This is a genomic window from Aeromonas sp. R7-4 (assembly GCF_040908055.1).
Lineage (GTDB): Bacteria > Pseudomonadota > Gammaproteobacteria > Enterobacterales > Aeromonadaceae > Aeromonas > Aeromonas sanarellii.
In genome coordinates, this window is the sequence record NZ_JBFODA010000026.1 from 246,302 (window position 1) to 272,707 (window position 26,406).

The following is a 26,406-nucleotide window of genomic DNA, read 5'->3' on the forward strand; positions in this document are numbered from 1 at the left end:
ACAGCAACAATGCGGTGTCGTTATCGCCATCAAGTCATCAGCTTCAAGCCTTTTCCATGGTACATAGCAGTGGATGTTCGTTGTTACGTGAATAGGTGTTGACCTGGACCACCTTGGTTTCGGCAATTTCTGCGGTAAAGGTGCCGCAGACTCCCTTACCACTATAATGCACGCTCAGCATCACCTGAGTGGCCTTCTCCAGATCCATACCAAAGAACCTTTGCAGCACCTCCACCACGAACTCCATCGGTGTGTAGTCATCGTTGTTCAGGACAACCTTGTACATGGGTGGCGGTTGCAGCTTCGTTTTCTCTGCTTCTGCAATCTCTTCATTAGCAAAGAGTTCTTTCTGCTTGCTCATAATCGTGCTTTGGTACCTCTAGATTACTACCGTCTCGTTCTCGATTGTCAATAGACTTGTTAACCAGATCACATCGGTTGTTAACAACTTCTTGACTCGCTTAAAAGTTGGACTAGATTGGTTACTTGCTAATCGGCGCCCGTCTGCTATGGGGTCATGCCCTAGTTATATAAGGCCGGCGCAGGTTACTCAACGACTTCAGGGTAATCAATAAAAGGATGTAGATGTATGGCAACCGGAACAGTCAAGTGGTTCAACAACGCAAAAGGATTTGGGTTTATCTGTCCGGAAGGCGGTGGTGAAGATATCTTCGCTCACTACTCCACGATTCAAATGGAAGGTTACAAGACCCTGAAAGCGGGTCAGGCAGTCAATTTTGAACTGCAGCAGGGGCCGAAAGGAAATCACGCCTCTGTCATCGTGCCAAACGAAGCACAGAACATGTAAGAGTCAGACTGGATAAATTGAAAAACGGCATCCTGCAGGGATGCCGTTTTTTTATTGGCCTTGCCGCCTCACACAGCAAGAAAGGCCAGGCCTTCCTTGCTGTGCTTCGGGGACTTGCTCGCGGCCTATGCTCAGCGGGCCAACAGGATGTTGAGCATGCGGCGCAGCGGTTCGGCTGCGCCCCACAGCAGCTGGTCGCCCACGGTGAAGGCGGCCAGGTATTCCGGCCCCATGTTGAGCTTGCGCAGACGACCCACCGGGATGCTGAGGGTGCCGGTGACGGCGGCCGGGGTCAGCTCGCGGGCGGTGATGTCGCGATCGTTGGGGATCACCTTGACCCAGTCGTTGTGGGCAGCCAGCAGGGCTTCGATCTCGGCCAGCGGCACGTCCTTCTTCAGCTTGATGGTGAAGGCCTGGCTGTGGCAGCGCAGGGCGCCGATACGCACGCACAGACCATCCACCGGAATGGCGGCGTCTTCTAGCCCAAGGATCTTGTTGGTCTCGGCCTGACCCTTCCACTCCTCGCGGCTCTGGCCGTTATCGAGCTTAGTGTCGATCCATGGGATGAGACCACCGGCCAGCGGCACGCCGAAGTTGTCCACCGGTAGGGTGCCGGAGCGGGTCTTCTCGGTGATCTTGCGCTCGATGTCGAGGATGGCGGAGGCGGGATCCGCCAGCTCCACCGCCACTTCATCGCGCAGCAGCCCCATCTGGGTGACCAGCTCACGCATATGGCGCGCGCCACCGCCGGAGGCTGCCTGATAGGTGGCCACGCTCACCCACTCCACCAGATCGGCCTTGAACAGACCGCCCAGGGCCAGCAGCATCAGGCTGACGGTACAGTTGCCGCCGACGAAGGTCTTGACGCCGTCATCCAGCGCCCGCTCGATGACGCCGCCGTTGACCGGATCCAGGATGATGACCGCGTCCTTCTCCATCCGCAGGGAGGAGGCGGCGTCGATCCAGTAGCCCTGCCAGCCGGCGGCTTTCAGGCGCGGATAGACATCCTTGGTGTAGTCGCCGCCCTGGGCGGTGATGATGACGTCCTGTGCGGCCAGTGCCTCGATGTCGAAGGCATCCTGCAGGATGCCGGCATCGACGCCGAAGTTGGGGGCGGCCTCACCGGCCTGGGAGGTGGTGAAGAAGGTGGGTTGAATGCGGGCAAAATCCTTCTCTTCCTGCATCCGGCTCATCAGGACCGAACCCACCATGCCACGCCAACCGACCAAACCTACTTTTTTCATAATGTCCTACCCTGGATAGCTGCTATAGAAACCGTGTGTTGCACCCGTGCCCCTCGCCCGGCGCAGGCCGTTTACAAGGTGTTCACAAAATATGGGTTGCGAAGAATGTGTCTGTCCACATTACGGATTGTGACGGCGGGCGCAAGTCGAATTGCGCAATATTCTGTGCCGTTCGTTGCAATATCCGCCAGCCTGGCGTGTGGCCGAGCAAGCCACTGGCATCCGGTATCGGCTTGGGGCATCATTGAGACCGACCGGCAGCCCCGCTGCCCCTCGGGGACGACCCCGAGGCCTCCTGATGCGCAGGGACGACCCTGCTCCCTGCGGAACCTTCCTTATGTCCTGGTTGCTCCTGCTGCTGGCCGGCCTGTTCGAGGTCGCCTGGGCCATCGGCCTCAAGTACACCGACGGCTTCAGCCGCCCTCTCCCCACCCTGCTGACCCTGAGTGCCATGGCCGTGAGCGTGCTGCTGCTCGCCATGGCGGTCAAGCAACTGCCGCTCGGCACCGCCTACGCGGTCTGGACCGGCATAGGCGCGGTCGGCACCGTGCTGATGGGGATTTGGCTGTTCAACGAGCCGGCCACCCTGGCCCGGGTGCTCTGCCTGCTGCTGATCATCGGCGGCATTCTGGGGTTGAAGCTGATCGGTTGAGCCGCGGCGCTGCCCACGAAGGAAGACTCGAAAAACCACAACAAGCCGCGGGCGGTCAAAGCAGACCCCCCGCGGCTTGTGAGAGACATCACTCTTACCAGTGAGCGGCAAGAGAAGCGCTGGTCATGCCCCGCCAGGCTCACCTATCAGGGTTCTCTCGATCCGGGCCTGCGGCATCATCTGCAGCAACCCCTCGATCAACCGATCTCCGGCCTGGTGCAACGCAGCCAGCGGCATGGATGGCAGGCTCTCCAGGATGAACCACATCTGCCCGCACTCCACACTGAGCCGAGTACGTACCCCCTGACGCCAGTTCCAGCGGCGACAGGTCACCCCTCTGTCGTCCCGCCACACCACTTCCCCGGGCTCAGGCCTCTCCTGGGCTGGCAGCCCTTCCTTTATGGTGTCAAAGCGTTCACTGCCATCGGCGATCACCAAGCGGGGCTCCCCTTCATAGGCCGCCAGATTTTCCCCACCCACAGGAATGGCATATTCTATGCTCACCGCGTTGTAGAGATCGACCACGGGATCGATGCTGGGCATGACGCCATCGCGCAGCACCCGCTTGCGCAGTGCCTGCGCCGAACAGGGGGTACGCTGGGGTTTGGCACCAAACGACTTGAACACCTCGTCCCAGGCAGACAGATGCGCCTGAGCCCAGGGTGCCTCCCCTGCCTGCACGGCCTTGCACGCCCGCGCCAGGGCGGCGGCGCCGACCTCGGGGTGCGTCACCCCAGGAGTCTCCACCAGAATACTGAGGGCTCTGAATCCGGACACCAGGTGGGCGACGTCAGGGGCAATACGGGGGATCATGAAGGGCATGGCGACTCCCGGTCAGCAAACGATGACCAATAACGAGAAAACACGGGGTGGCGAGGGGCAGCCCTCGTCACCAGACGAGGCGCCATGATGGAAGAAGCCTTCACGCAATCAAATCGACTTTCTCTTAAGGCACTTCAGAAAAACTGATGCGCCTCCCCCTTAGCGATGAATCCTTCATCACCCTGGCGCCGTGCAAGCGCGCGACGCGACCGCATTGCCCTGGCCGCTTTCCCCGTCACTCATGCTATTATCTGCGTCCAAACATGAGCCCATAAGAATCAGGATATTGTGATGACCGACCACACTTTTATTCCCGGCAAGGACGCGGCGCTGGAAGACTCCATCGAACGCTTCCAGACCAAGCTGCAAGCCCTGGGGTTTGATATCGAGGAGGCCTCCTGGCTCAACCCCGTGCCCAACGTCTGGTCCGTGCACATCCGGGACAAGGAGTGCTCCCTCTGCTTCACCAACGGCAAGGGCGCCAGCAAGAAGGCGGCACTGGCCTCGGCCCTTGGCGAATACTTCGAGCGTCTCTCCACCAACTACTTCTTCGCCGACTTCTATCTGGGGGAGCAGGTAGCGAACGGTGACTTCGTTCACTATCCGAACGAGAAGTGGTTCCCCATCGAGGGGGATCAGCTGCCCGCCGGCCTGCTCGACCCCTTCACCCGCAAGTTCTACAACCCGGACGGGGAAGTGACCGCCGACATGCTGGTGGATCTGCAATCCGGCAACGAGGAGCGCGGCATCGTAGCCCTCCCCTTCGAGCGCCAGTCCGATCACCAGACCGTCTACATCCCGATGAACATAGTGGGCAACCTCTATGTCTCCAACGGCATGAGTGCCGGCAACACCAAGACCGAGGCCCGCACCCAGGGCTTGTCCGAGGTGTTCGAGCGCCACGTGAAGAACAAGATCATCGCCGAGGCCATCAGCCTGCCCGAAATTCCGAGCGAGGTGATCGCCCGCTACCCGGGCATCAAGGCCTCCATCGATGCCCTGGAGGCCGAAGGCTTCCCCATCTACAGCTTCGATGCCTCCCTGGGTGGCCGCTATCCGGTCATCTGCGTGGTGCTGCTCAACCCGAGCAACGGCACCTGCTTCGCCTCCTTCGGCGCCCACCCGCGCTTCGAAGTGGCCTTCGAGCGCACCGTCACCGAGCTGCTGCAAGGCCGCAGCCTCAAGGATCTGGACGTCTTCGTGCCGCCGTCATTCGACAACGAGCAGGTGGCGGACCACCACAACCTGGAGACCCACTTCATCGACTCCTCCGGCCTCATCAGCTGGGATCTGTTCAAGCAGGAGTCCGACTTCGAGTTTGCCGACTGGGACTTCCGCGGCAGCTCCCAGGAGGAGTTCGACCACCTGATCGGCATCTTCCACGAGCTGGAGCAGCCGGTCTATATCGCCGACTACGAACACCTCGGCGTCTATGCCTGCCGCATCCTGGTGCCCGGCATGTCCGACATCTATCCGGTGGAAGATCTGCTGCTGGCCAACAACACCATGGGCGCCCACCTGCGGGAAACCATACTGGCGCTGCCGTCGCTTAAGTGGGACGCGGAGCAGTACATGGCTCTGTTCGACCAGCTGGATGAAGAGGGTCACGACGAGCGGACCCGGGTGCGCGAGCTGCTCGGCATCGCCGCCGCCAAGGGCACCGCCCTACACACCCTGCGCGTGGGCGAGCTGAAAGCCATGCTGGCGCTGGCCGCCGGTGAGCTGGAGAGCGCCCTGGATCTCATCGACTGGACCATGGAGTTCAACCAGTCGGTATTCCCGGCCGATCGCGCCGCTTACTACCGCGCCCTGCGCGCCTGCGTCGAGCTGTTCCTGGACGAGGATCGCGACCCCGAGCAATACCGCCCGGTATTCGCCCGCATGTTCGGGGAAGAGACCCTGGCGCAGGCCTGGGCCAATGCGCGCGGCGAGGCGCGCTTCCACGGTCTGGAAGCCGCCGACCTGTCACTCTCCCAGTTCCCGCTGCACCAGAAACTGCTGGCCGCTTACGAGAAATTGCAAAAAGCCAAACGAATCCATACCTGGAACTGATATGCTAGTGTGACGAAGGGGCCTTATGGCCCCTTCTGTTTTATGGTCTACGCTTTGGCTGGCCTTTATTCAAAGATGAAATAAAAGACAAAAAATACCTCTTAGGGGGTTGTTAATTTGATGCCCATGGTGCAGGGGTTCCGCAAAGGTGCCTTGCCGGTACTTTTTTAGAGATGCCGTTTATAAGTTCTTAAAAATCATAATATTAATAAACGCTTCATTTCTGTTTCACCTGAAACCTGGTGTAAAGAGAAGCTTCCGGACGACGAAAAATCCTGTAGTAAAATTACATTCACAATCTGTAATTCTTGATCGGAGTCAATTTTGGGGATCTGCCCCTTTGTTATGATTTCCACAGGCAAAATATGCAGGTACATGAGAATTGAAAGCAGAATCACCCTTTGATTGTCTCAAGCCCGAAGCCATCGCCGCACTGGCCGAAGACATTACCTATGCCAAGGCCACCAAGCCCGCATACAAGACTATTCCTCTGGCCATCACGGCAGGCGCCTTCATCGCCATCGCCTTCGTCTTCTATATCACCGTCACTACCGGCTCAAGCGGCATGTCCTGGGGTATGGCCAAGCTGGTCGGTGGTCTCTGCTTCTCCCTTGGCCTCATCCTCTGTGTGCTGCTCGGTGCCGAGCTGTTCACCTCCACCACCCTGACCCTGGTGGCCAAGGCGGCCAATCGAATCAGCTGGGCCCAGCTGCTCAAGAACTGGGGACTGGTCTACTTCGGCAACCTCATCGGCGGTCTCATCATCGTCGGGCTCATCATCATGTCGGCGGAATACACGGCGGCGGATGGCCAGTGGGGGCTGAACGCCATGAAAGTGGCCCAGCACAAGATCCATCACTCCTTCTTCGAGGCCGTGGCCCTCGGCATCCTCTGCAACCTCATGGTGTGTCTCGCCGTGTGGATGGCCTTCGGCGCCCGCAGCGCCACCGACAAGGTGATGGTGATGCTGCTCCCCGTCGCCATGTTCGTGGCCTCCGGTTTTGAGCACAGCATCGCAAACATGTTTATGATCCCGGTCGGTATCGCCATCCACAGCGTCGCGAGCCCGGAATTCTGGCAGGCCATCGGCCAGGATCCGGCGACCTTTGCCGACCTGACCGTGTCCAACTTCGTCCTGCACAACCTCATCCCTGTCACCATAGGTAATATCATTGGTGGTGGCGTCATGGTTGGGCTGACTTACTGGTTTATCTTCCGTCGCCATCATTAAGGATGGCGGCAGACACATAAATACCTTGAGAGGTAATGAAAATGGCAGAACTTAACGAACAGTTCCAAAAAGCATGGGAAGGCTTCGCAGCCGGTGAATGGCAGACCTCTGTCAACACCCGTGACTTCATCCAGAAGAACTACACCCCGTATGAAGGTGACGAGTCCTTCCTGGCTGGCGCGACCGAAGCCACCACCAAGCTGTGGGACAAGGTCATGGAAGGCATCAAGATCGAGAACCGCACTCACGCGCCGGTCGATTTTGATACCGACCTGCCCTCCACCATTACCGCTCACGATGCCGGCTATATCGATCAGAGCCTGGAGCAAATCGTTGGTCTGCAGACCGACAAGCCGCTCAAGCGCGCCATCATCGCCAACGGCGGTATCAAGATGGTCAAGACCTCTTGCGAAGTGTATGGTCGTCAGCTGGACCCCATGGTCGAGAAGATCTTCACCGAGTACCGCAAGACTCACAACCAGGGCGTGTTTGACGTTTACACCAAAGACATCCTGAACTGCCGCAAGTCCGGCGTCATCACCGGTCTGCCGGATGCCTACGGCCGTGGCCGTATCATCGGTGACTACCGTCGTGTTGCCCTGTATGGTATCGACTTCCTGATGGCCGACAAACTGGCCCAGTTCAAGTCCCTGCAGGCCGACCTGGAAAACGGTGTCAACCTGGAAGCCACCATCCGTCTGCGCGAAGAGATCTCCGAGCAGCACCGTGCCCTGGCCCAGATGAAGGTGATGGCTGCCAAATATGGCTGCGACATCTCCGTTCCGGCCAAAAACGCCAAAGAAGCCGTACAGTGGACCTACTTCGCCTACCTGGCGGCCGTCAAGTCCCAGAACGGTGCCGCCATGTCCTTCGGTCGTACCTCCAGCTTCCTGGACATCTACATCGAGCGTGACCTGAAGAAAGGCCTGATCACCGAGCAAGAAGCCCAGGAGCTGATGGACCACATGGTCATGAAGCTGCGTATGGTTCGCTTCCTGCGTACCCCGGAATACGATTCACTGTTCTCCGGCGACCCGATGTGGGCCACCGAGACCCTGGCTGGTATGGGCGTCGACGGCCGTACCCTGGTCACCAAGAACAGCTTCCGTATGCTGAACACCCTGTACACCATGGGCCCGTCCCCTGAGCCGAACCTGACCATCCTGTGGTCCGAGAAGCTGCCGGTCGGTTTCAAGAAGTACTGTGCCAAGGTATCCATCGAGACCTCTTCCGTTCAGTACGAGAACGACGACCTGATGCGTCCGGACTTCAACAACGATGACTACGCCATCGCGTGCTGTGTGTCCCCGATGATCGTCGGCAAACAGATGCAGTTCTTCGGTGCCCGTGCCAACCTGGCCAAGACCATGCTGTACGCCATCAACGGCGGTATGGACGAGAAGCTCAAGATCCAGGTCGGTCCGAAGACCGAGATGATCAAGAGCGAGTACCTGGACTACAACGACGTGATGGACAGACTGGATCACTTCATGGACTGGCTGGCCAAGCAGTACGTCGCCGCCCTGAACATCATCCACTACATGCACGACAAGTACAGCTACGAAGCCTCCCTGATGGCGCTGCACGACCGTGACGTCTATCGCACCATGGCTTGCGGCATCGCCGGTCTGTCCGTGGCCGCCGACTCCCTGTCTGCCATCAAGTACGCCAAGGTCAAGCCGGTTCGCGATGCCGATGGCGTCTCCATCGACTTCGAAATCGAAGGCGAGTACCCGCAGTTCGGCAACAACGACGCTCGCGTCGATGACATTGCCTGTGACCTGGTCGAGCGCTTCATGAAGAAGATCCAGAAGCTCAACACCTACCGTGGCGCCGTGGCGACCCAGTCCGTGCTGACCATCACCTCCAACGTGGTGTACGGCAAAAAGACAGGTAACACCCCGGATGGTCGTCGCGCCGGTGCGCCGTTCGGCCCGGGTGCCAACCCGATGCACGGTCGTGACCAGAAGGGTGCCGTTGCTTCCCTGACTTCCGTCGCCAAGCTGCCGTTCGCCTACGCCAAAGATGGTATCTCCTATACCTTCTCCATCGTGCCGAACGCCCTGGGCAAAGACATGGAAGCCCAGAAAGCCAACCTGGCCGGCCTGATGGATGGTTACTTCCACCACGAAGCCAACCTGGAAGGTGGTCAGCACCTGAACGTCAACGTGATGAACCGTGAAATGCTGCTGGACGCCATGGAAAACCCGGAAAAATATCCGCAGTTGACCATCCGCGTATCCGGTTATGCCGTTCGCTTCAACTCCTTGACCAAGGAACAACAGCAAGACGTCATCACCCGTACCTTCACCGCCTCTCTGTAATAGAGTCTCGGTGAACAAAAACCGGCGCCCAGGCGCCGGTTTTTTTATGCCTGCTCACCTGGCCTGCCGACTTGTCAGCGAATACATAGAGAGCACCTGTTCTTTCGTCTTCACCTTTTTCAGGGGTAGGCTGGGAGGAAGCCGCCTTTCACTCAGCCACGGGATGCTGCGAGGACCAGGATGAGAGTCACAACCCTGTTCGTCGTCGTGACCACTGAATGCCACAGGGGCAGAAGAGTCTCCTCCCCTGCCCCTGTGGCAAATAGATGCTGTGGATGGCCTGAGCAGCCGCTTAGCTGGCCCAGGTGATGATATGGTCGGCCCAGTCACCGGCATAGGCTTCGTGCACCACCTTGCCGCGTACCGACTGGCCGGCCTGGTGCATGGCGCTGCGGTTGCCGGTGATGAGCGGATGCCACTCGGGCAGGCTCTGCCCTTCCGCCAGCAGGCGGTAGGCGCAGGTCGAAGGCAACCAGTTAAACTCGGCGATCTTGTCGTGGGTGATCTGCAGGCAGTCCGGCTCTTTTTTGAAGCGGTTGACGTAGTCGGAGCACTGGCAGGTCTTGGTATTGAGCAGGTTGCAGGCCACGTTGGTGAACACCAGCTCCTCGGTGTCCTCGTCGATCAGCTTGTTCAGGCAGCACTTGCCGCAGCCGTCGCACAGGGACTCCCACTCGGCCATGGTCATCTGCTGCAGGGTCTTTTCCTGCCAAAAAGGAGTTTGCATAGAAGGCTCGCTAAATACACTGACAAGCGCGTGGTTATACGCCCTATGGCCCGATTTTTCAAGGCAGAGGGTCAAGCCCAACGCCCATCGGCACTAAGCCTGCGCAGGCTGGGTTGACCGGCGTCGACATCCAAAGTGGTGCAATGGATCCACCTTTAATCATTTCATCGCATTTTTTGGCAAATTTGCCATGACGTTCTTGCCATTGATTTCATAAGAGATCCCCATCAGAAAGCCTCAAACGACTAGGGTTAGTGTCACCTCGGGTGTATTGTGACCCCTCAACAGGACCTAAACTGATAACTCGAAGTCCAGCCCATTAGCTGGACAGAGGACGTTGTCATGAAGACGTTGAAACTTGCATTGCTGATAGCGGCATCGCTATTGCTCACGTCCTGCTCCTCCTCGGTGATCCCGGGAGAAGCACCCGCAGCTGGAGGTGCCCTCCCATCAGGAGGAATGGAGCCTGCTTACGGCAAGGGAGGGGGTCGCAACAACTTTGCCGCCACCCTGCCGCAGCATGGTCAGCAGGACATCTCTGTTTTAACCGAATAAGTGCACAGCCCTGGCCGCTTCCCCGGGGCCTCTTCCACCCGCACTTCAGGCAATGATCCATCGAACCGGCGTTCGCACTCTCATTCCGGTCCCATGCAGGTCAAGCTCTACCGATAGAACGAGGCATGATATCGGTTGGCACCCAGAGGCATGGAAACCCAGGACCATAAAAAATGCCGGCCCCAGGGCCGGCATTTTTCTCTCGGTGAGAACGGGCTAGAACATCTTACCAGCCGGTCACTTCACGCAGGGCCTTGCCGATATCGGCCAAGGAGCGCACGGTTTTCACGCCGGCATCTTCCAGGGCGGCAAATTTCTCTGCCGCGGTGCCCTTGCCACCGGCGATGATGGCGCCCGCATGACCCATGCGCTTGCCAGCCGGAGCGGTGACACCCGCGATGTAGGAGACCACCGGCTTGGTGACGTGGGCCTTGATATAGGCAGCCGCGTCTTCCTCGGCGTTGCCGCCGATCTCGCCGATCATCACGATGGCTTCGGTCTGCGGATCGTTCTGGAACATCTCCAGAATGTCGATGAAGTTGGAACCCGGGATGGGGTCGCCGCCGATACCGACGCAGGTGGACTGGCCGAAGCCCTCGTCCGTGGTCTGCTTGACCGCTTCATAGGTCAGGGTGCCGGAGCGGGAGACGATGCCCACCTTGCCCGGCTTGTGGATGTGGCCGGGCATGATGCCGATCTTGCACTCACCCGGGGTGATGACACCCGGGCAGTTCGGCCCGATCATCCGCACGCCGGTTTCCTGCAGTTTCACCTTGACGTCCAGCATGTCCAGGGTCGGGATGCCTTCGGTGATGGTGACGATGAGCTTGATGCCGGCATCGATGGCTTCCAGGATGGCGTCCTTGCAGAACGGGGCCGGAACATAGATGACGGAGGCGGTGGCGCCGGTGGCTTCCACGGCGTCACGAACGGTGTTGAACACCGGCAGGCCCAGGTGGGTGGTGCCGCCCTTGCCCGGCGACACGCCGCCGACCATCTGGGTACCGTAGGCGATGGCCTGTTCGGAGTGGAAGGTACCCTGACCGCCGGTGAAGCCCTGGCAGATCACCTTGGTGTCTTTGTTGATCAGAACGCTCATTATTTGGCCTCCGCTGCTTTTACCACTTGCTGAGCTGCGTCAGTCAGACTCGTTGCGGCGATGATATTGAGGCCGCTGTCGGCCAGTTTACGGGCACCCAGTTCGGCATTGTTGCCTTCCAGACGCACCACCACGGGCACTTTCACCCCCACTTCCTTCACGGCACCTATGATGCCTTCCGCGATCATGTCGCAGCGCACTATGCCGCCGAAGATGTTGACCAGCACGGCTTGTACCTTGCTGTCGGACAGGATGATCTTGAACGCCTCGGTCACGCGCTCCTTGGTGGCGCCGCCGCCGACGTCCAGGAAGTTGGCCGGTGAGCCGCCGTGCAGGTTGACGATGTCCATGGTACCCATGGCCAGACCGGCACCGTTGACCATGCAGCCGATGTTGCCGTCGAGTGCCACGTAGTTCAGCTCCCACTGGGCGGCGTGCGCTTCGCGGGGGTCATCCTGGGACGGGTCGTGCATCTCGCGCAGCTTGGGCTGACGGTACAGGGCGTTGGCGTCGATGTTGATCTTGCCGTCCAGGCAGTGCAGGTTACCCTTGTCGGTGATGACCAGGGGGTTGATCTCCAGCAGGGCGAAGTCGCAGTCCAGGAACATCTGGCCCAGACCCATGAAGATCTTGGTGAACTGCTTGATCTGATCGCCGACCAGACCCAGCTTGAAGGCCAGCTCGCGGGCCTGGTAGGGCTGCGGGCCTACCAGGGGATCGATGGCGGCCTTGTGAATGAGTTCCGGGGTTTCGTGGGCGACTTTCTCAATCTCCACGCCACCTTCGGTGGAAGCCATGAAGACCACACGGCGAGAGCCACGGTCGACCACGGCGCCCAGGTACAGTTCCTTGGCGATGTCGGTGCAGGACTCCACCAGGATCTTGGTAACCGGCTGACCGTTGGCGTCAGTCTGATAGGTCACCAGGTTCTTGCCGAGCCAGTTCTGGGCGAAGGCGCGGATCTCGTCCTTGCTCTTGGCCAGCTTGACGCCGCCCGCCTTGCCACGGCCACCGGCGTGGACCTGGCACTTGACGACCCAGGTGTTGCCGCCAATCTTGTCGGCCGCTTCGGCCGCTTCCTGCGGAGTGGCGCAGGCATAACCTTCGGAGACCGGCAGGCCATACTCGGCAAACAGCTGTTTTGCCTGATATTCATGCAGATTCATAGATGCTCTATCCGTGTTGTAGGTATTTCCGTCCGGGGCTCGTGTTTCTCAATCCCCTGTGAATGGGGGCCTGGGCGGCCCCTCGTTATCTTTCAGTCAGTCGCTCAGACATCCAGCAGCAGACGGGTCGGGTCTTCCAGCAGCTCCTTGACGGAGACCAGGAAGCCCACGGACTCGCGGCCGTCGATGATGCGGTGATCGTAGGAGAGCGCCAGGTACATCATCGGCAGGATCTCGACCTTGCCGTCGACGGCCATGGGGCGGTCCTGGATCTTGTGCATGCCCAGAATGGCGCTCTGGGGCGGGTTGATGATGGGGGTGGACATCAGGGAGCCGAACACGCCACCGTTGGTGATGGTGAAGTTGCCGCCAGTCAGTTCATCCACGGTCAGCTTGCCGTCACGGCCCTTGCCGGCCAGATCCTTGATGGCCTTCTCGATGTCCGCCAGGCTCATGCTGTCGCAGTCGCGCAGCACCGGGGTCACCAGACCACGGGGGGTGGAGACGGCGATGCTGACGTCGAAGTAGTTGTGGTAGACGATGTCGTCACCGTCCAGCGCCGCGTTCACTTCCGGGTAGCGCTTGAGGGATTCGACCACCGCCTTCACGTAGAAGGACATGAAGCCGAGCTTGATGCCGTGCTTCTTCTCGAAGATCTCGCCGTACTGCTTGCGCAGCTTCATGATGGGCGCCATGTTGATCTCGTTGAACGTGGTCAGCATGGCGGTGGTGTTCTTGGCCTCCAGCAGACGCTCGGCGATGCGCTTGCGCAACCGGGTCATGGGCACGCGCTTCTCGGTGCGACCGGCCAGGGGGGCAATGGGCGCAACCGGTGCGGCTGCCACGGCGGCGACGGGGGCTGCCGGCTTGCCCAGGTTCTTGATGAAGGCTTCCACGTCTTCCTTGGTGACGCGACCGCCCTTGCCGGTACCGGTCAGCTTGGCCACGTCGATGTCGTGCTCGGCCACCAGGCGGCGCACGGAGGGGCTCAACCCCTCGCCGGCGTCATCGGCCACGGCCTCCACCGGCTTCTCCTTGGTCTCTTCACCGGCCACGGGGGCAGGCTTGAGCATGGCGATCAGCTGACGGGAGAGCACGGTGGCCCCTTCGCTCTGCAGGATGTCGCCCAGCACGCCGGCTTCCGGCGCGGGCACTTCCAGCACGACTTTATCGGTTTCGATGTCAACCAGCACTTCGTCGCGGGCAACCAGATCACCCGGTTTCTTGTGCCAGGTCGCGATGGTGGCATCCGCCACGGATTCCGGCAGGTCCGGTACCTTGATCTCGATAGTCATGTAATCAGTTCCTTGTTACTTCTTGGCCAGCAGGCTTGTTCCAGGTCAGAGAGGGTCCCGACACGGGCCCCCTCATCCGCAACTCGTTTATTCCAGGGTCAGCGCGTCTTCCACCAGGGCTTTCTGCTGCTTGGCGTGGACGGACATGTAACCGACGGCCGGTGAGGCCGAGGCCGGGCGACCGGCGTAACGCAGACGGGCATGGCTTGGCAGCACGCTGTCGTAGTGATGACGGGTGCTGTACCAGGCGCCCTGGTTCTGCGGCTCTTCCTGACACCAGACGAAGTCGGTGACATGGCTGTAGTCGGCCAGGATGGTGCGCACTTCCTCTTCCGGGAAGGGATAGAGCTGCTCGATCCGCACCAGGGCCACGTCCTGCTGCTCCGCCTTGCGACGGGCATCGAGCAGGTCGTAGTAGACCTTGCCGGAGCAGAACACCACGCGCTTGACGCCCTTCGGATCCAACGCATCGATCTCGCCGATGGCGTTCTGGAAGGTGCCTTGTGCCAGCTCTTCGAGCTTGCTCACCGCCAGCGGGTGGCGCAGCAGGGATTTCGGCGTCATCACGATGAGCGGACGGCGCATGGGGCGCACCACCTGGCGACGCAGCATGTGGAACACCTGCGCCGGGGTGGAGGGCACGCACACCTGCATGTTGTGCTGGGCGCACATCTGCAGATAGCGCTCCAGACGGGCGGAGGAGTGCTCCGGGCCCTGGCCCTCGTAGCCGTGGGGCAGCAGCATGGTCAGGCCGCACATCCGGCCCCACTTCTGCTCGCCGGAGGAGAGGAACTGGTCCACCACGACCTGGGCGCAGTTGGCGAAGTCGCCGAACTGGGCTTCCCAGATGGTGAGGCCGGCCGGCTCCGCGCTGGCGTAGCCATATTCAAACGCCAACACAGCGTTCTCGGTCAGCACGGAGTCGTAGATCTCGAACGGACCCTGCTCGTCGTGCAGGTTGCACAGCGGGGTGTAGGTGCTGGCATCGGTCTGGCTGTGCAGCACGGCGTGACGGTGGAAGAAGGTGCCACGGCCGGAGTCTTCGCCGGTGAAGCGAATGCGGGACCCCTTGTCCACCAGGGTGGCGTAGGCCAGGGTCTCGGCAAAGCCCCAGTCCACCAGCTTCTCGCCGGCGGCCATCAGGCGGCGATCTTCGTAGATCTTCTCGACCTGGCGCTGCAGCACATGGGTGGCCGGGTACTGGCTGATGCGCTCGCCCAGGGCCTTCAAGTGATCCATGGGCACTGTGCTGTCATAGGCCATGGCCCAGTCGTGACCCAGATACGGGGTCCAGTCCACGGAGTGCAGCTCCATGGGGCGCCACTCCTTGCTTACCCGCTCGCCCCGATCCAGGGTGTCGCGATAGTCGTTCACCAGGGTGGTGGCCAGCTCCGGCGTGATGCTGCCTTCGGCGATCAGCTGATCGGCGTAGATCTTGCGCGGGGTCGGGTGCTGCTTGATCTTCTGGTACATCAGGGGCTGGGTCGCGCTCGGCTCGTCGGCCTCGTTGTGGCCGTGACGACGGTAGCAGACCAGCTCGATCACCACGTCGCGCTTGAAGGTGTTGCGATAATCCAGGGCAATCTGGGTCACCAGCACCACGGCTTCCGGGTCGTCCCCGTTGACGTGCAGCACAGGCGCCTGCACCGCCTTGGCGATGTCGGTGCAATATTCGGTGGAGCGCAGGTCACGCTGATAGGAGGTGGTGAAGCCCACCTGGTTGTTGATGACGATGCGCACAGTCCCGCCCACGCCATAGGCACGGGTCTGGGACATGTTGAAGGTCTCGGCCACTACCCCCTGCCCCGCGATGGCGGAGTCACCGTGGATGGTGATGGGCAGGACGCTGGAGCCGTCCTTGTCGCCGCGTCTGTCCATGCGGGCACGCACGGAGCCGATGACCACGGGGTTGACGATCTCGAGGTGGGACGGGTTGAAGGCGAGCGCCAGGTGGACGTTGCCACCCGGGGTGGCGAAGTCGGAGGAGAAGCCCATGTGGTACTTCACGTCCCCGGTACCCCAGGATTCCCCGTGCTTGCCGGCAAACTCGTCAAACAGGTCCTGGGCGCGCTTGCCCAGCACGTTGATCAGCACGTTCAGGCGACCGCGGTGGGCCATGCCGATGACGGCCTCCTTGCAGCCCTGCTCACCGGCGCGGCGGATAAGCTCTTTCAGCATGGGAACCATGGCATCGCCCCCTTCCAGGGAGAAACGCTTGGCCCCCGGGAACTTGGCACCCAGGTATTTTTCCAGCCCTTCGGCGGCGGTCAGGCTCTCGAGGAAGCGGGTCTTCTCCTCGATGCTGTAGCTGCCCTTCCCTTCGATGGATTCGAGCCTGTCCTGCAGCCAGCGCTTCTCCTCGGTGGAGGTGAGGTGCATGTAGTCGGCACCTATGCTGCTGCAGTAGGTCTTCTTGAGCGAGGCGTAGAGTTCGGAGAGCACCATGGTCTCGCGACCGATGGCGTAGGAGCCCACGTTGAAGGTGGCCTCCATGTCGGCCCCCTGCAGGTTGTGAAACGCGGGATCGAGCTCGGCGACCGGTTCGCGCTGCCACAGACCCAGGGGATCCAGGTTGGCATTCTGATGGCCACGGAAACGGAAGGCGTTGATCAGTTGCAGTACGCGGACCTGCTTGGCATCCACCTGGGGATCGGAGACGGGGGCGCTGTAACGGGAGGGTTCCTTGGCCAGGCGGCGGAAATAGTCGCGGACCTGGGAGTGGGGTTGTTCGACTGCATGTCCATTGACCTGGGGCAGCGCCTGGAACAGGCTGCGCCACTCGTCGGCCACGGAGTCGGGGTTTTCCAGGAAGGATTCGTACAAATCCTCAATGTAGCTTGCATTCGCACCAGCCAGGTGAGATGACTCCAACCAGGCCTTCATCACGCCGTTATGCATTTCTATCCCTTGTACATCTTGTTCACTGCAGCGCAGCTTGTAGGGTCATAGCCATCCCACCAGGGACGGGATGGCTATCCAGAGGTCGGGCCCGGCGCGTGGCGCCCTGGCCCTGATACTAAACAGCCCGGTTGAGCAGCATCGACTTGATCTGACCGATGGCCTTGGTCGGATTCAAGCCCTTGGGACAGACGTTCACGCAGTTCATGATGCCGTGGCAGCGGAACACGCTGAAGGCGTCGTCCAGGTTGCCCAGTCGTTCGGTCGCGGCGGTGTCGCGGCTGTCTGCCAACCAGCGATAGGCGGCGAGCAGACCGGCCGGACCGATGAACTTGTCCGGGTTCCACCAGAAGGAGGGGCAAGAGGTGGAGCAGCAGGCACAGAGAATGCACTCGTACAGGCCGTCCAGCTTGGCGCGCTCTTCGGGGGATTGCAGGTGCTCACGCACAGGCGGCAGTTTGTCATCGTTGATGAGGAAGGGTTTGACCTTCTCCCACTGGGTGTAGAACTGGGTCATGTCGATCACCAGATCCCGGATCACCGGCAGACCGGGCAAAGGCCGGATGACGACCTTGTTGCCCTTCTTCAGCAGATCGGAGAGCGGGGTGATGCAGGCAAGACCGTTCTTGCCATTCATGTTGAGACCGTCTGATCCACAGACCCCTTCGCGGCAGGAGCGGCGGAAGGCGAGCGTGGGATCCAGCTCCTTGAGCTGGATCAGTGCGTCGAGCACCATCATGTCGGAACCTTCAGGAATATCAAGACGATATTCCTTCATATGCGGGACGTTATCAACGTCCGGATTGTATCTGTAGACAGAGAATGTGACGTTCATTGTGCTGGCTCCGCAATCAGTAAGTCCGGACCTTGGGCGGGAACGCCTCACGGGTCTTGGGTGACATGTTGACAGCGCGACGGGTCATGGACTCGGTGTCCGGATGATAGAGGCTGTGGCACAGCCAGTTTTCGTCGTCGCGATCCGGGAAGTCGAAGCGGCAGTGGGCGCCCCGGCTCTCGGTGCGGAAGTTCGCCGCCACCGCGGTGGCAAACGCCGTTTCCATCAGGTTGTCCAGCTCCAGGCACTCGATGCGCTGGGTGTTGAACTCCCTGGAGGTGTCGTCCAGACGGGCGGACTTGAGGCGCTCGCGAATGACCTTGAGCTCCTCGAGCCCTTCGGCCATGGCATCCCCTTCACGGAACACGGAGAAGTTGTTCTGCATGCAGCGCTGTAGGTCCTTGCGGATCTGCACCGGATCTTCGCCGCTGCGGGTATTTTCCCAGCGGTTGAAGCGGGCCAGGGCGGCATCGAGATCAGACTCGGAGGCATCGCGACCGTGATCCATCTCGCCCAGGGTGTTGACCAGGTGCATGCCGGCGGCACGACCGAACACCACCAGATCCAGCAGGGAGTTGCCGCCGAGGCGGTTGGCACCGTGCACGGACACGCAGGCGATCTCCCCTACCGCGAACAGACCGACCACCGGCACGTCGTTGCCGTTCTTGTCCTGGGTCAGGCACTGGCCGTTCACGTTGGTCGGCACGCCGCCCATCATGTAGTGGCAGGTCGGGATGATGGGGATGGGCTCTTTGACCGGGTCCACGTGGGCAAAGGTGCGGGAGAGCTCGCAGATGCCCGGCAGGCGGGATTCGAGTACGTCCTTGCCCAGGTGATCCAGCTTGAGCTTGATGTGCGGGCCCCAGGGACCGTCGCAGCCGCGGCCTTCGCGGATCTCGATCATGATGGAGCGGGCCACCACGTCGCGACCGGCGAGATCCTTGGCGTTCGGCGCATAACGCTCCATGAAGCGCTCGCCGTCCTTGTTCAGCAGGTAGCCGCCTTCACCGCGGCACCCTTCGGTCACCAGCACCCCAGCCCCGGCGATGCCGGTGGGATGGAACTGCCACATCTCCATGTCCTGCACGCCGACCCCGGCGCGCAGCGCCATGCCGACGCCGTCACCTGTGTTGATGTGGGCGTTGGTGGTGGACTGATAGATGCGACCGGCGCCGCCGGTGGCGAGCACCGTGGCTTTGGCCTTGAAGTAGACGACCTCGCCGCTCTCCATGTCGATGGCGGTGCAACCCACCACGTGGCCGTCCTGGTTCTTCACCAGATCCAAGGCATACCACTCGGAGAAGACGGTGGTCTGGTTCTTGACGTTCTGCTGATAAAGCGTGTGCAGCAGGGCGTGGCCGGTACGGTCGGCCGCCGCCGCGGTACGGGCGGCCTGCTCACCGCCGAAGTTCTTGGACTGACCGCCGAAGGGACGCTGGTAGACGGTACCGTTGTCAAAGCGGGAGAAGGGCAGGCCCATGTTCTCCAGCTCATAGATGGCCTCGGGGCCGGTCTTGCACATGTACTCGATGGCTTCCTGGTCACCGATGTAATCGGAGCCCTTGACGGTGTCGTACATGTGCCACTGCCAGTTGTCGTCGTGGGCATTGCCCAAGGCGACCGTGATCCCGCCCTGGGCGGAGACCGTGTGGGAGCGAGTCGGGAAAACCTTGGAAAGCAGTGCGCAGCTCTTGCCGGATTGGGCAATCTGCAGCGCGGCACGCATGCCGGCACCACCGGCACCGATCACGACCGCATCAAATTCACGAGTTGGAATAGTCACCTTACACACCCCACAGCACGACGAAACCCGTCATCACATAGACAAACAGCACCACCACCAGCACGAACTGCAGCGCACCGCGCAGCCCGACCGGCTTGATATAGTCGGTCAGCACCTGCCACAGACCGATCCAGGCGTGGATCAATACGCACAGGAGCGTCAGCAGGGTGAAGACCTTGGTGAAGGTGTTGGCGAAGAAGCCGGTCCACACCTCGTAGGTGATGTCGTTGAACGCGACGAAACCCACCAGATAGAGGACGTAGCACGTCATGATGACGGCGGTAGCGCGGATCAGAATGTAATCGTGAACGCCGCTGCGCCCGAAAGTTGCAGAATTGGTTACCATACCAGCACCCCCGCCAATACCGCCAAAACCGCGGTGATCACGAAGGCCACGCGGGCGCTCTGATTACCGGATTCCAGCTCTTCCCAATAGCCCATGTCCATGACCAGGTGCCGCAGACCGCCCACGATGTGGTAAGCCAGCGCGGTCAGGATCCCCCACAGCACGAACTTGACCAGGAAGTTGTCCATGATGGCAACGACCGATTCAAATCCTTCGGGAGAGGCGAGTGAAGTACCAAGCATCCACAGCAAGATGGCCAATGCCACAAAGGTGATGACCCCTGAGACACGATGCAAGATGGAAGCGATGGCGGTGACAGGAAAGCTGATCGTCTGTAGGTCGAGGTTTACAGGTCTCTGTTTGTTTTTCACGGCTTTGCCCACTCAGCTCCATTGAGCACGTTAGTTATTGTTTTCACACGCTTTGAGGGCGAGGAGTGGCATTTGTTAGGTTTTTGTTACCAAAACAACTCAGGAAAGCCAAAAATAACATTTTCGATATCACATCTGGCTTTGCGAAAGCGTTTCAAACACCGACGACCATCACCCACGTGGCGCAGTATATCGGCGGCCTTAACCAATGACAATCAAATAGCTACACAGAAAATCCAAAACCGTAAACCAGATCTCACAACAGCTTTAACAAGTCATTAATGATCATCCAGCAAAATTGACAAAGACATGGTTCTCTGGTTCAAATAAGGCGCTCCAGCCGCCGTGGTACGGGTAAGAACCTTTGCCAGCGTCATAACAGTCGTAATAAAGTAGGGCTGGAACCAAATTATAAAAGAGCAAAGGAGACGTGCTATGGCTGATAAGATAGCCACCCTACATCTGCCCGGAAAAGAGCCGGTTGAACTGCCGATCCTCTCCGGTACCGTTGGACCCGATGTGATCGATGTCAGAAAGCTGGGCACGCAAGGATATTTCACCTTCGACCCCGGCTTCATGGCCACCGGTTCTTGCAAATCCTCCATCACCTACATCGATGGCGACCAGGGTGTCTTGCTGCACCGCGGTTACCCCATCGCCCAGTTGGCCACCCAGGCCAGCTACCTCGAAGTCTGCTACATCCTGCTGTACGGCGAGGCCCCCACCAAGACCCAATATGCGGAATTTGAACGTCTGGTCACCCGCCACACCATGGTGCACGAGCAGATCGCCTTCTTCTTCCGTGGCTTCCGCCGCGACGCCCACCCCATGGCCGTCATGTGCGGCGTGGTCAGCGCGCTGTCCGCCTTCTATCACGACGCCCTCGACATCAACAACGAGGAACATCGCGAGATCTGTGCCTTCCGTCTGCTCTCCAAGATGCCGACCCTGGCCGCCATGTGTTACAAGTACTCCATCGGCCAGCCCTTCATGCAGCCGCGCAACGCCCTCTCCTATGCAGGCAACTTCCTGCACATGATGTTTGGCGTGCCGACCGAAGAATACAAGGTCAACCCCATCGTCGAGCGCGCCATGGACCGCATCTTCACCCTGCATGCGGACCATGAGCAAAACGCCTCCACCTCCACCGTGCGTCTGGCCGGTTCTTCCGGTGCCAACCCGTTTGCCTGTATCGCTGCGGGGATCGCCTCCCTGTGGGGCCCGGCCCACGGTGGTGCCAACGAAGCCTGCCTCAAGATGCTCGAAGAGATTGGCTCCGTGGATCGCATTCCCGAGTACATCGGCCGCGCCAAGGACAAGAACGATCCGTTCCGTCTGATGGGCTTCGGTCACCGGGTCTACAAGAACCACGATCCCCGTGCCACCGTGATGCGTGAAACCTGCCACGAGGTACTGACCGAGCTGCAGATCAAGGATCCGCTGCTGGACGTGGCCATGGAGCTGGAACGCATCGCGCTGTCCGACCCCTACTTCATCGAGAAGAAGCTCTACCCGAACGTGGACTTCTACTCCGGCATCATCATGAAGGCCATCGGCATCCCCATGTCCATGTTCACCGTGATTTTCGCCATTTCCCGTACCATCGGCTGGATCGCCCACTGGAACGAGATGCACTCCGACCCGGATCAGAAGATCGGCCGTCCCCGTCAGCTCTACACCGGTCAGCCCCTGCGCGAATTCGTGCCCCTCGACCAGCGCTGAGCCCGATCTGTCATGGTTTGTTACAAAGGCGGTCATTGACCGCCTTTTCTTTTGCAGGTTTAATCGCGCCCTTTTACGCCAAGGACATTCATCATGAAATCTCCCCTGCTCCTCAGCTCCGCCCTCCTGCTCAGCGCCTGCCAGAGCGCCCCGACTACCGAAACCCTCTATATCCAGGACAAGCTCGCCGACTGCATCGGTGTCGCCCCCATGAAATGCATGCAGGTGCGCGGCCAGCCCGGCGAGAGCTGGAGCCTCTTCTATCAGCAGATCGAGGGCTTCACCTTCGAGCCCGGCTACCGTTATCAGCTGGAAGTCACCAAGGAGCAGCTGACCGATGTGCCGGCGGATGCCTCCTCTCTGCGCTACCGACTGATCAAGGTGGTGAGCAAGGAAGCCGTTCGCTGAACCTATAAGGGCGTCATATAACCCCTTCCTGTTCAACTAATCAGCACCTTATGCTAGTCTGGCGTCCCGTCATGGATTGACCCACCGCAATAGCGCCACAGGTTATGATTAACATCCGCACCATAGGGATCCCCGACTGGCCAGCCATCATGGCCATCCAGCACCAGTGTTATCACCTGTTCGATCCCGAGCCCCTCGAGGTGATGCAGAACAAGACCGAGCTGGCCCCGGCCTGCTGCTGGGTCGCCGAGCACAGGGGCAAGGTGCAGGGCTACCTGCTCTGCCACCCCTGGCGTGCCCACGAGCCCCCGCCCCTCTCGGTGCCCATGCAGGGGCTGGCTGGTGACGAGGAGTTCTATCTGCACGATCTCGCCGTCGCCCCCGAGGCGCGCGGCATAGGGGTGGGTCAACGCCTGCTCGCCACGGCGCTGGATTTCGCTAGCCGAGAGGGTTACCGCCATGCCGGTCTGGTGGCGGTACAGGATGCCCCGGCCTTCTGGCACAAGCAGGGGTTTGTTCCCGCCGCCACGGAGAAGTCGCTGGCAGAGTATGGGGAGGGCGCAATCTATATGCGCCTGCCCCTGGCCGAGCCGGGCTGAGCGTGCTGATGGCAGAAAACCAATTAAAAAGGCGCCTTTCGGCGCCTTTTTCCATCTCGACTCGGTGAGCATCAAGACTTGAACTTGCTGAACACCAGGGAGGCGTTGGTACCGCCGAAGCCGAAGCTGTTGGACATGACGGTATTGAGGTCAGCCTCTTCGTACTCGCGCACTATGGGCAGGCCCACCGCCTTCTCGTCCAGGTTCTCGATGTTGATGCTGGGGGCGATGAAGCCGTGTTCCATCATCAGCAGGGAGTAGACGGCCTCGTGCACGCCGGCGGCGCCCAGGGCGTGCCCGGTCATCGCCTTGGTGGCGGAGAGCTTGGGCGCATCCGCACCGAACAGGGTCTGGATGGCTTCCAGCTCCTTGGTATCGCCGACCGGGGTGGAGGTACCGTGGGTGTTGATGTAGTCCACCTTGCCGACACCCTGCATCGCCATCTTCATGCAACGCACCGCGCCTTCACCGCTCGGGGCCACCATGTCGTAGCCATCGGAAGTGGCGCCGTAGCCGGTTATCTCGGCGTAGATGTGGGCACCGCGGGCCAGGGCGTGTTCCAGCTCCTCGACCACCAGGATGCCGCCGCCACCGGAGATGACGAAGCCGTCGCGATCCGCATCATAGGTACGGGACGCTTTTTCCGGGTTGTCGTTGTACTTGGTGGACAGAGCGCCCATGGCGTCGAACTGGATGGTGGAAGACCAGTCCAGCTCCTCGCCGCCGCCGGCGAAGACGATGTCCTGCTTGCCGAGCTGGATCAGTTCCAGGGCGTGACCGATGCAGTGGGCAGAGGTGGCGCAGGCGGAGCTGATGGTGTAGTTGACACCCTTGATCTTGAACGGGGTGGCGAGGCAGGCGGAGGTAGTGGAGGACATGGTGCGCGGCACCATGTAGGGACCCACGCGCTTGACCCCCTTCTCACGGGCGATGTCCGCGGACTCCGAGGTGTTCTTGCCGGAGGCGCCGCCGGAACCGGTGACGATGCCGGTGCGCTCGTTGGAGACCATATCCTCCGGCAGGCCCGCATCTTCGATGGCCTGCTGCATGGAGAGGTAGGCGTAGGCCGCGGCGTCACCCATGAAACGCATGACTTTACGGTCGATCAGTTCAGACGGATCGAGTTTGATGTTACCCCAGACACGGCTGCGCAGGTTGTACTGTTCAAACTGCTCGGAATAGGTGATGCCGGATTTGCCTGCTTTCAGGGAGGCCAGCACCTCTTCCTTGTTGTTGCCGATACTGGAGATGACGCCGATACCGGTGATCACTGCTCTTCTCATTAATTCATCTCGTCTGGAAAAACTGGCACCGAGTCTACCCGCTTTCGGCTGCCAAACTGGTCTGCTTTCACGTAGAATGCCCGCGATTTTGTGACGCGAGCAGAGGAAAACGTGAGTCAAACATCCTTACAACATGCCCGATTGGACTGGAATGAAGCGGGAACTCCAGTCTCCAGTGAGTTCGGGGATGTGTACTTTTCCAATGATAACGGTCTAAGTGAAACCCGCTACGTCTTTTTGCAGCAAAATCGGCTGCCGGAACGATTTTCGCATCACGATAGTGACAATTTCGTGATTGGTGAAACAGGTTTCGGCACGGGTCTTAACTTTCTGGCGACAATGGCGGCCTTTCTGGAGCAGGCGCCTCCCTCGGGCAAGGGCTCCCGGCTGCACTTCATCAGCTTCGAGAAATACCCCCTTGCCCAGGACGATCTGCGCAAGGCCCTGGCGGCCTGGCCCGAGCTCGCGCACCTTAGCCAGCCGCTCATCGCCCAGTGGCCCCTACCGGTATCGGGCTGCCACCGCCTGCTGTTTGCGGGCGGCCGCATCCGCCTCGACCTCTGGTTTGGCGACATCAAGGAGATGCTGCCCCAGGTGCCCCATCCGGCAGACGGTTTGGTGGACGCCTGGTATCTGGATGGCTTCTCCCCCGCCAAGAATCCCGAGATGTGGACCCAGGCGCTGTTCGACGGACTGGCCCGCCTCGCCCGCCCCGACGCCACTCTCTCCACCTTTACCTGTGCCGGCTTCGTGCGCCGCGGGCTCATCGCCGCGGGCTTTGCCATGAAGAAGGTGAAGGGCCACGGCAGCAAGCGGGAGATGCTGGCGGGCGCGCGGGAGGGCAAGTCCCCCGAGCAGAGCCTGGCCCCCTGGTATGCCAGGTCCGCCGGTCGGGACGGCGAGGTGCTGATCATCGGCGGCGGCATCGCCTCGGCCATGACGGCGCTCTCCCTGGTGGAGCGGGGTCGCAGGGTGACCCTATTGTGCCAGGATGGCGAGCCGGCAACCGGCGCCTCTGGCAACCGCCAGGGGGCCCTCTACCCCCTGCTCAACGGCGAACACGATGCGCTCTCACGCTTCTATTCCCTCGCCTTCGGCTTTGCCAGAAGCCGGTTGCAGGCACTCGCACAGCGCCATCCGGTCGCGTTCGACTTGTGCGGTGTGGTACAGCTCGGCTATGACGACAAGTCCGCCGCCAAGCTCGCCAAGATGAGCCTGGGCCCCTTCCCCCCCGAGCTGATGCGCCCACTCTCTGCGGCAGAAGTTGAGCAGGTGGTCGGCCTGCCCTGTGGCGCGGGTGGCGTCGGCTATCCCCTGGGGGGCTGGCTCTGCCCGGCGGATCTCACCCGCGCCGCCATCGAGGAGGCGCAGGCCAGCGGACTGCTGCAGGTGGCTTTCAATACCGAGGCTGTCGCCATTGCCGAACAGGCAGATGGCTGGCATATCGAGAGCCAGGATGGCCGCCGCTGGAAAGCCCCCAATCTGGTGGTGGCCGCCGGTCATCATCTGCCCGCCCTGCTCCCCTTCGCCGAACTGCCGCTCTATCCGGTGCGCGGCCAGGTGAGCCATGTGCCGACCACGGCCAGCTTGAGCCTACTCAAGACGGTGCTCTGCTACGACGGCTACCTCACTCCGGCCCAGGGTGGCGCGCACTGCATCGGCGCCAGCTATGGCCGCAACCAGACCGATCTGGCGTATCGTCCCGAGGAGCAGGCCCAGAACCGGGACAGGCTGCTGGCCTGCCTGCCGGGCGAGACCTGGCCAAACGAGGTGGATGTGAGCGGCGACGAGGCCAGGGTGGGGGTGCGCTGCGCCAGCCGGGATCACCTGCCGGTGGCGGGGCCCGTCGCCAGACTGGCGGCGTTGGCGGATCACTACCCCAAGGCACCTTGCGATCAGCAGAGTGCCCCCGCCCTGCCCCTGTATCCCGGCCTCTATGTGCTGGGCGCATTGGGTTCACGGGGCCTCTGCTCGGCCCCCCTGTGCGGGGAGCTGATCGCCGGCGAGATCTGCAGCGAGCCGCTGCCGCTGTCGACCGATCTGCTGGAGGCGCTGCATCCCGCCCGCTACTGGGTGCGCCGGCTGCTCAAGGGCAAGCCCCTGCGCGATCCGGCATCCTGAGCAGGGCCGGACCTCAGACAAAACGGGCTGCCCCTCTGGGCAGCCCGTTTTTGTTCTCCACCGAC

General features: G+C 60.8%; 23 protein-coding genes. 10 read left to right on the forward strand and 13 right to left on the reverse strand.

The genetic code is table 11. The annotated features are described in order from the left end of the window. Positions 1–43: 43 nt before the first annotated feature. The gene (gene clpS / locus AB5Y72_RS05970) at positions 44–361 is read right to left on the reverse strand and encodes an ATP-dependent Clp protease adapter ClpS (protein ID WP_005325410.1); all 318 of its coding nucleotides are present in this window, start codon (positions 359–361) and stop codon (positions 44–46) included. Between the two features lie 228 nt (positions 362–589). On the opposite strand from clpS, the gene cspD reads away from it, so the two are divergent. Continuing rightward, complete coding sequence (gene cspD / locus AB5Y72_RS05975; RefSeq protein WP_005300025.1) at positions 590–808, forward strand: cold shock-like protein CspD; 219 nt, start codon at positions 590–592, stop codon at positions 806–808. Positions 809–939: 131 nt separating this feature from the next. Here cspD and asd read toward each other — a convergent pair whose 3' ends face one another. Further along, the gene (gene asd / locus AB5Y72_RS05980; protein WP_325782255.1) at positions 940–2,052 is read right to left on the reverse strand and encodes an aspartate-semialdehyde dehydrogenase; all 1,113 of its coding nucleotides are present in this window, start codon (positions 2,050–2,052) and stop codon (positions 940–942) included. Between the two features lie 337 nt (positions 2,053–2,389). Between asd and sugE the strand changes: the two genes are divergently transcribed. Beyond that, positions 2,390–2,704 (forward strand): quaternary ammonium compound efflux SMR transporter SugE, encoded by a 315-nt coding sequence (gene sugE / locus AB5Y72_RS05985; RefSeq protein WP_042075456.1) that lies wholly within the window; start codon positions 2,390–2,392, stop codon positions 2,702–2,704. A gap of 123 nt (positions 2,705–2,827) precedes the next feature. Here sugE and AB5Y72_RS05990 read toward each other — a convergent pair whose 3' ends face one another. After that, positions 2,828–3,526, reverse strand: a complete 699-nt coding sequence (locus AB5Y72_RS05990) for a B3/4 domain-containing protein (protein ID WP_209792006.1) — start codon at positions 3,524–3,526, stop codon at positions 2,828–2,830. 291 nt (positions 3,527–3,817) lie between these two features. Here AB5Y72_RS05990 and ycaO point away from each other — a divergent pair, with 291 nt between their 5' ends. The 3 genes from ycaO to pflB all read left to right on the forward strand — a co-directional run bounded on the left by ycaO (position 3,818) and on the right by pflB (position 9,133). Next, positions 3,818–5,578, forward strand: a complete 1,761-nt coding sequence (gene ycaO, locus AB5Y72_RS05995; protein ID WP_368198678.1) for a 30S ribosomal protein S12 methylthiotransferase accessory factor YcaO — start codon at positions 3,818–3,820, stop codon at positions 5,576–5,578. Positions 5,579–5,960: 382 nt separating this feature from the next. Then, positions 5,961–6,809, forward strand: a complete 849-nt coding sequence (focA, locus tag AB5Y72_RS06000; protein WP_042075449.1) for a formate transporter FocA — start codon at positions 5,961–5,963, stop codon at positions 6,807–6,809. A gap of 41 nt (positions 6,810–6,850) precedes the next feature. Continuing rightward, positions 6,851–9,133, forward strand: coding sequence for a formate C-acetyltransferase (gene pflB, locus AB5Y72_RS06005; RefSeq protein WP_318163143.1), 2,283 nt, complete (start codon positions 6,851–6,853; stop codon positions 9,131–9,133). A 292-nt stretch (positions 9,134–9,425) separates the two neighbouring features. On the opposite strand, the gene AB5Y72_RS06010 is transcribed toward pflB, so the two are convergent. Further along, on the reverse strand, positions 9,426–9,860 hold the full coding sequence (locus AB5Y72_RS06010) for a YcgN family cysteine cluster protein (RefSeq protein WP_202040812.1): 435 nt from the start codon (positions 9,858–9,860) through the stop codon (positions 9,426–9,428). A 342-nt stretch (positions 9,861–10,202) separates the two neighbouring features. On the opposite strand from AB5Y72_RS06010, the gene AB5Y72_RS06015 reads away from it, so the two are divergent. Then, a complete protein-coding gene (locus tag AB5Y72_RS06015) occupies positions 10,203–10,415 on the forward strand; it encodes a hypothetical protein (RefSeq protein ID WP_219144105.1) in 213 nt (70 codons plus the stop codon). 226 nt (positions 10,416–10,641) lie between these two features. On the opposite strand, the gene sucD is transcribed toward AB5Y72_RS06015, so the two are convergent. From sucD to sdhC, 8 genes are all read right to left on the reverse strand, one after another. Next, the gene (gene sucD, locus AB5Y72_RS06020; RefSeq protein ID WP_005300222.1) at positions 10,642–11,514 is read right to left on the reverse strand and encodes a succinate--CoA ligase subunit alpha; all 873 of its coding nucleotides are present in this window, start codon (positions 11,512–11,514) and stop codon (positions 10,642–10,644) included. Then, on the reverse strand, positions 11,514–12,680 hold the full coding sequence (sucC, locus tag AB5Y72_RS06025) for an ADP-forming succinate--CoA ligase subunit beta (RefSeq protein WP_005300220.1): 1,167 nt from the start codon (positions 12,678–12,680) through the stop codon (positions 11,514–11,516). The genes sucD and sucC overlap by 1 nt, the downstream gene beginning before the upstream one ends. Before the next feature lie 104 nt (positions 12,681–12,784). Beyond that, entirely contained in the window at positions 12,785–13,975 is a 1,191-nt protein-coding gene (odhB, locus tag AB5Y72_RS06030) for a 2-oxoglutarate dehydrogenase complex dihydrolipoyllysine-residue succinyltransferase (RefSeq protein WP_042075442.1), read from the reverse strand. 87 nt (positions 13,976–14,062) lie between these two features. Then, the gene (gene sucA, locus AB5Y72_RS06035) at positions 14,063–16,873 is read right to left on the reverse strand and encodes a 2-oxoglutarate dehydrogenase E1 component (protein ID WP_209791999.1); all 2,811 of its coding nucleotides are present in this window, start codon (positions 16,871–16,873) and stop codon (positions 14,063–14,065) included. 118 nt (positions 16,874–16,991) lie between these two features. Continuing rightward, positions 16,992–17,708: a succinate dehydrogenase iron-sulfur subunit gene (locus AB5Y72_RS06040; protein ID WP_042075439.1), complete on the reverse strand. Its 717-nt coding sequence runs from the start codon at positions 17,706–17,708 to the stop codon at positions 16,992–16,994. Positions 17,709–17,724: 16 nt separating this feature from the next. Continuing rightward, positions 17,725–19,491, reverse strand: coding sequence for a succinate dehydrogenase flavoprotein subunit (gene sdhA / locus AB5Y72_RS06045; protein ID WP_042075436.1), 1,767 nt, complete (start codon positions 19,489–19,491; stop codon positions 17,725–17,727). A 1-nt stretch (position 19,492) separates the two neighbouring features. Beyond that, complete coding sequence (gene sdhD / locus AB5Y72_RS06050; RefSeq protein ID WP_368198679.1) at positions 19,493–19,837, reverse strand: succinate dehydrogenase, hydrophobic membrane anchor protein; 345 nt, start codon at positions 19,835–19,837, stop codon at positions 19,493–19,495. Further along, positions 19,831–20,220, reverse strand: coding sequence for a succinate dehydrogenase cytochrome b556 subunit (sdhC, locus tag AB5Y72_RS06055; protein WP_029314418.1), 390 nt, complete (start codon positions 20,218–20,220; stop codon positions 19,831–19,833). Before sdhC ends, sdhD begins: the two co-directional genes overlap by 7 nt. Before the next feature lie 423 nt (positions 20,221–20,643). Here sdhC and AB5Y72_RS06060 point away from each other — a divergent pair, with 423 nt between their 5' ends. The 3 genes from AB5Y72_RS06060 (at position 20,644) to AB5Y72_RS06070 (ending at position 22,937) form a co-directional block, all read left to right on the forward strand. Continuing rightward, the gene (locus AB5Y72_RS06060; RefSeq protein ID WP_010674492.1) at positions 20,644–21,930 is read left to right on the forward strand and encodes a citrate synthase; all 1,287 of its coding nucleotides are present in this window, start codon (positions 20,644–20,646) and stop codon (positions 21,928–21,930) included. Between the two features lie 93 nt (positions 21,931–22,023). Further along, positions 22,024–22,338, forward strand: a complete 315-nt coding sequence (locus AB5Y72_RS06065; RefSeq protein WP_368198680.1) for a DUF4377 domain-containing protein — start codon at positions 22,024–22,026, stop codon at positions 22,336–22,338. 104 nt (positions 22,339–22,442) lie between these two features. Beyond that, a complete protein-coding gene (locus AB5Y72_RS06070; RefSeq protein WP_368198681.1) occupies positions 22,443–22,937 on the forward strand; it encodes a GNAT family N-acetyltransferase in 495 nt (164 codons plus the stop codon). A gap of 71 nt (positions 22,938–23,008) precedes the next feature. On the opposite strand, the gene fabB is transcribed toward AB5Y72_RS06070, so the two are convergent. After that, on the reverse strand, positions 23,009–24,220 hold the full coding sequence (gene fabB, locus AB5Y72_RS06075) for a beta-ketoacyl-ACP synthase I (protein ID WP_368198682.1): 1,212 nt from the start codon (positions 24,218–24,220) through the stop codon (positions 23,009–23,011). Between the two features lie 90 nt (positions 24,221–24,310). Here fabB and mnmC point away from each other — a divergent pair, with 90 nt between their 5' ends. Beyond that, positions 24,311–26,341: a bifunctional tRNA (5-methylaminomethyl-2-thiouridine)(34)-methyltransferase MnmD/FAD-dependent 5-carboxymethylaminomethyl-2-thiouridine(34) oxidoreductase MnmC gene (mnmC, locus tag AB5Y72_RS06080; protein WP_368198683.1), complete on the forward strand. Its 2,031-nt coding sequence runs from the start codon at positions 24,311–24,313 to the stop codon at positions 26,339–26,341. Positions 26,342–26,406: the final 65 nt, after the last annotated feature.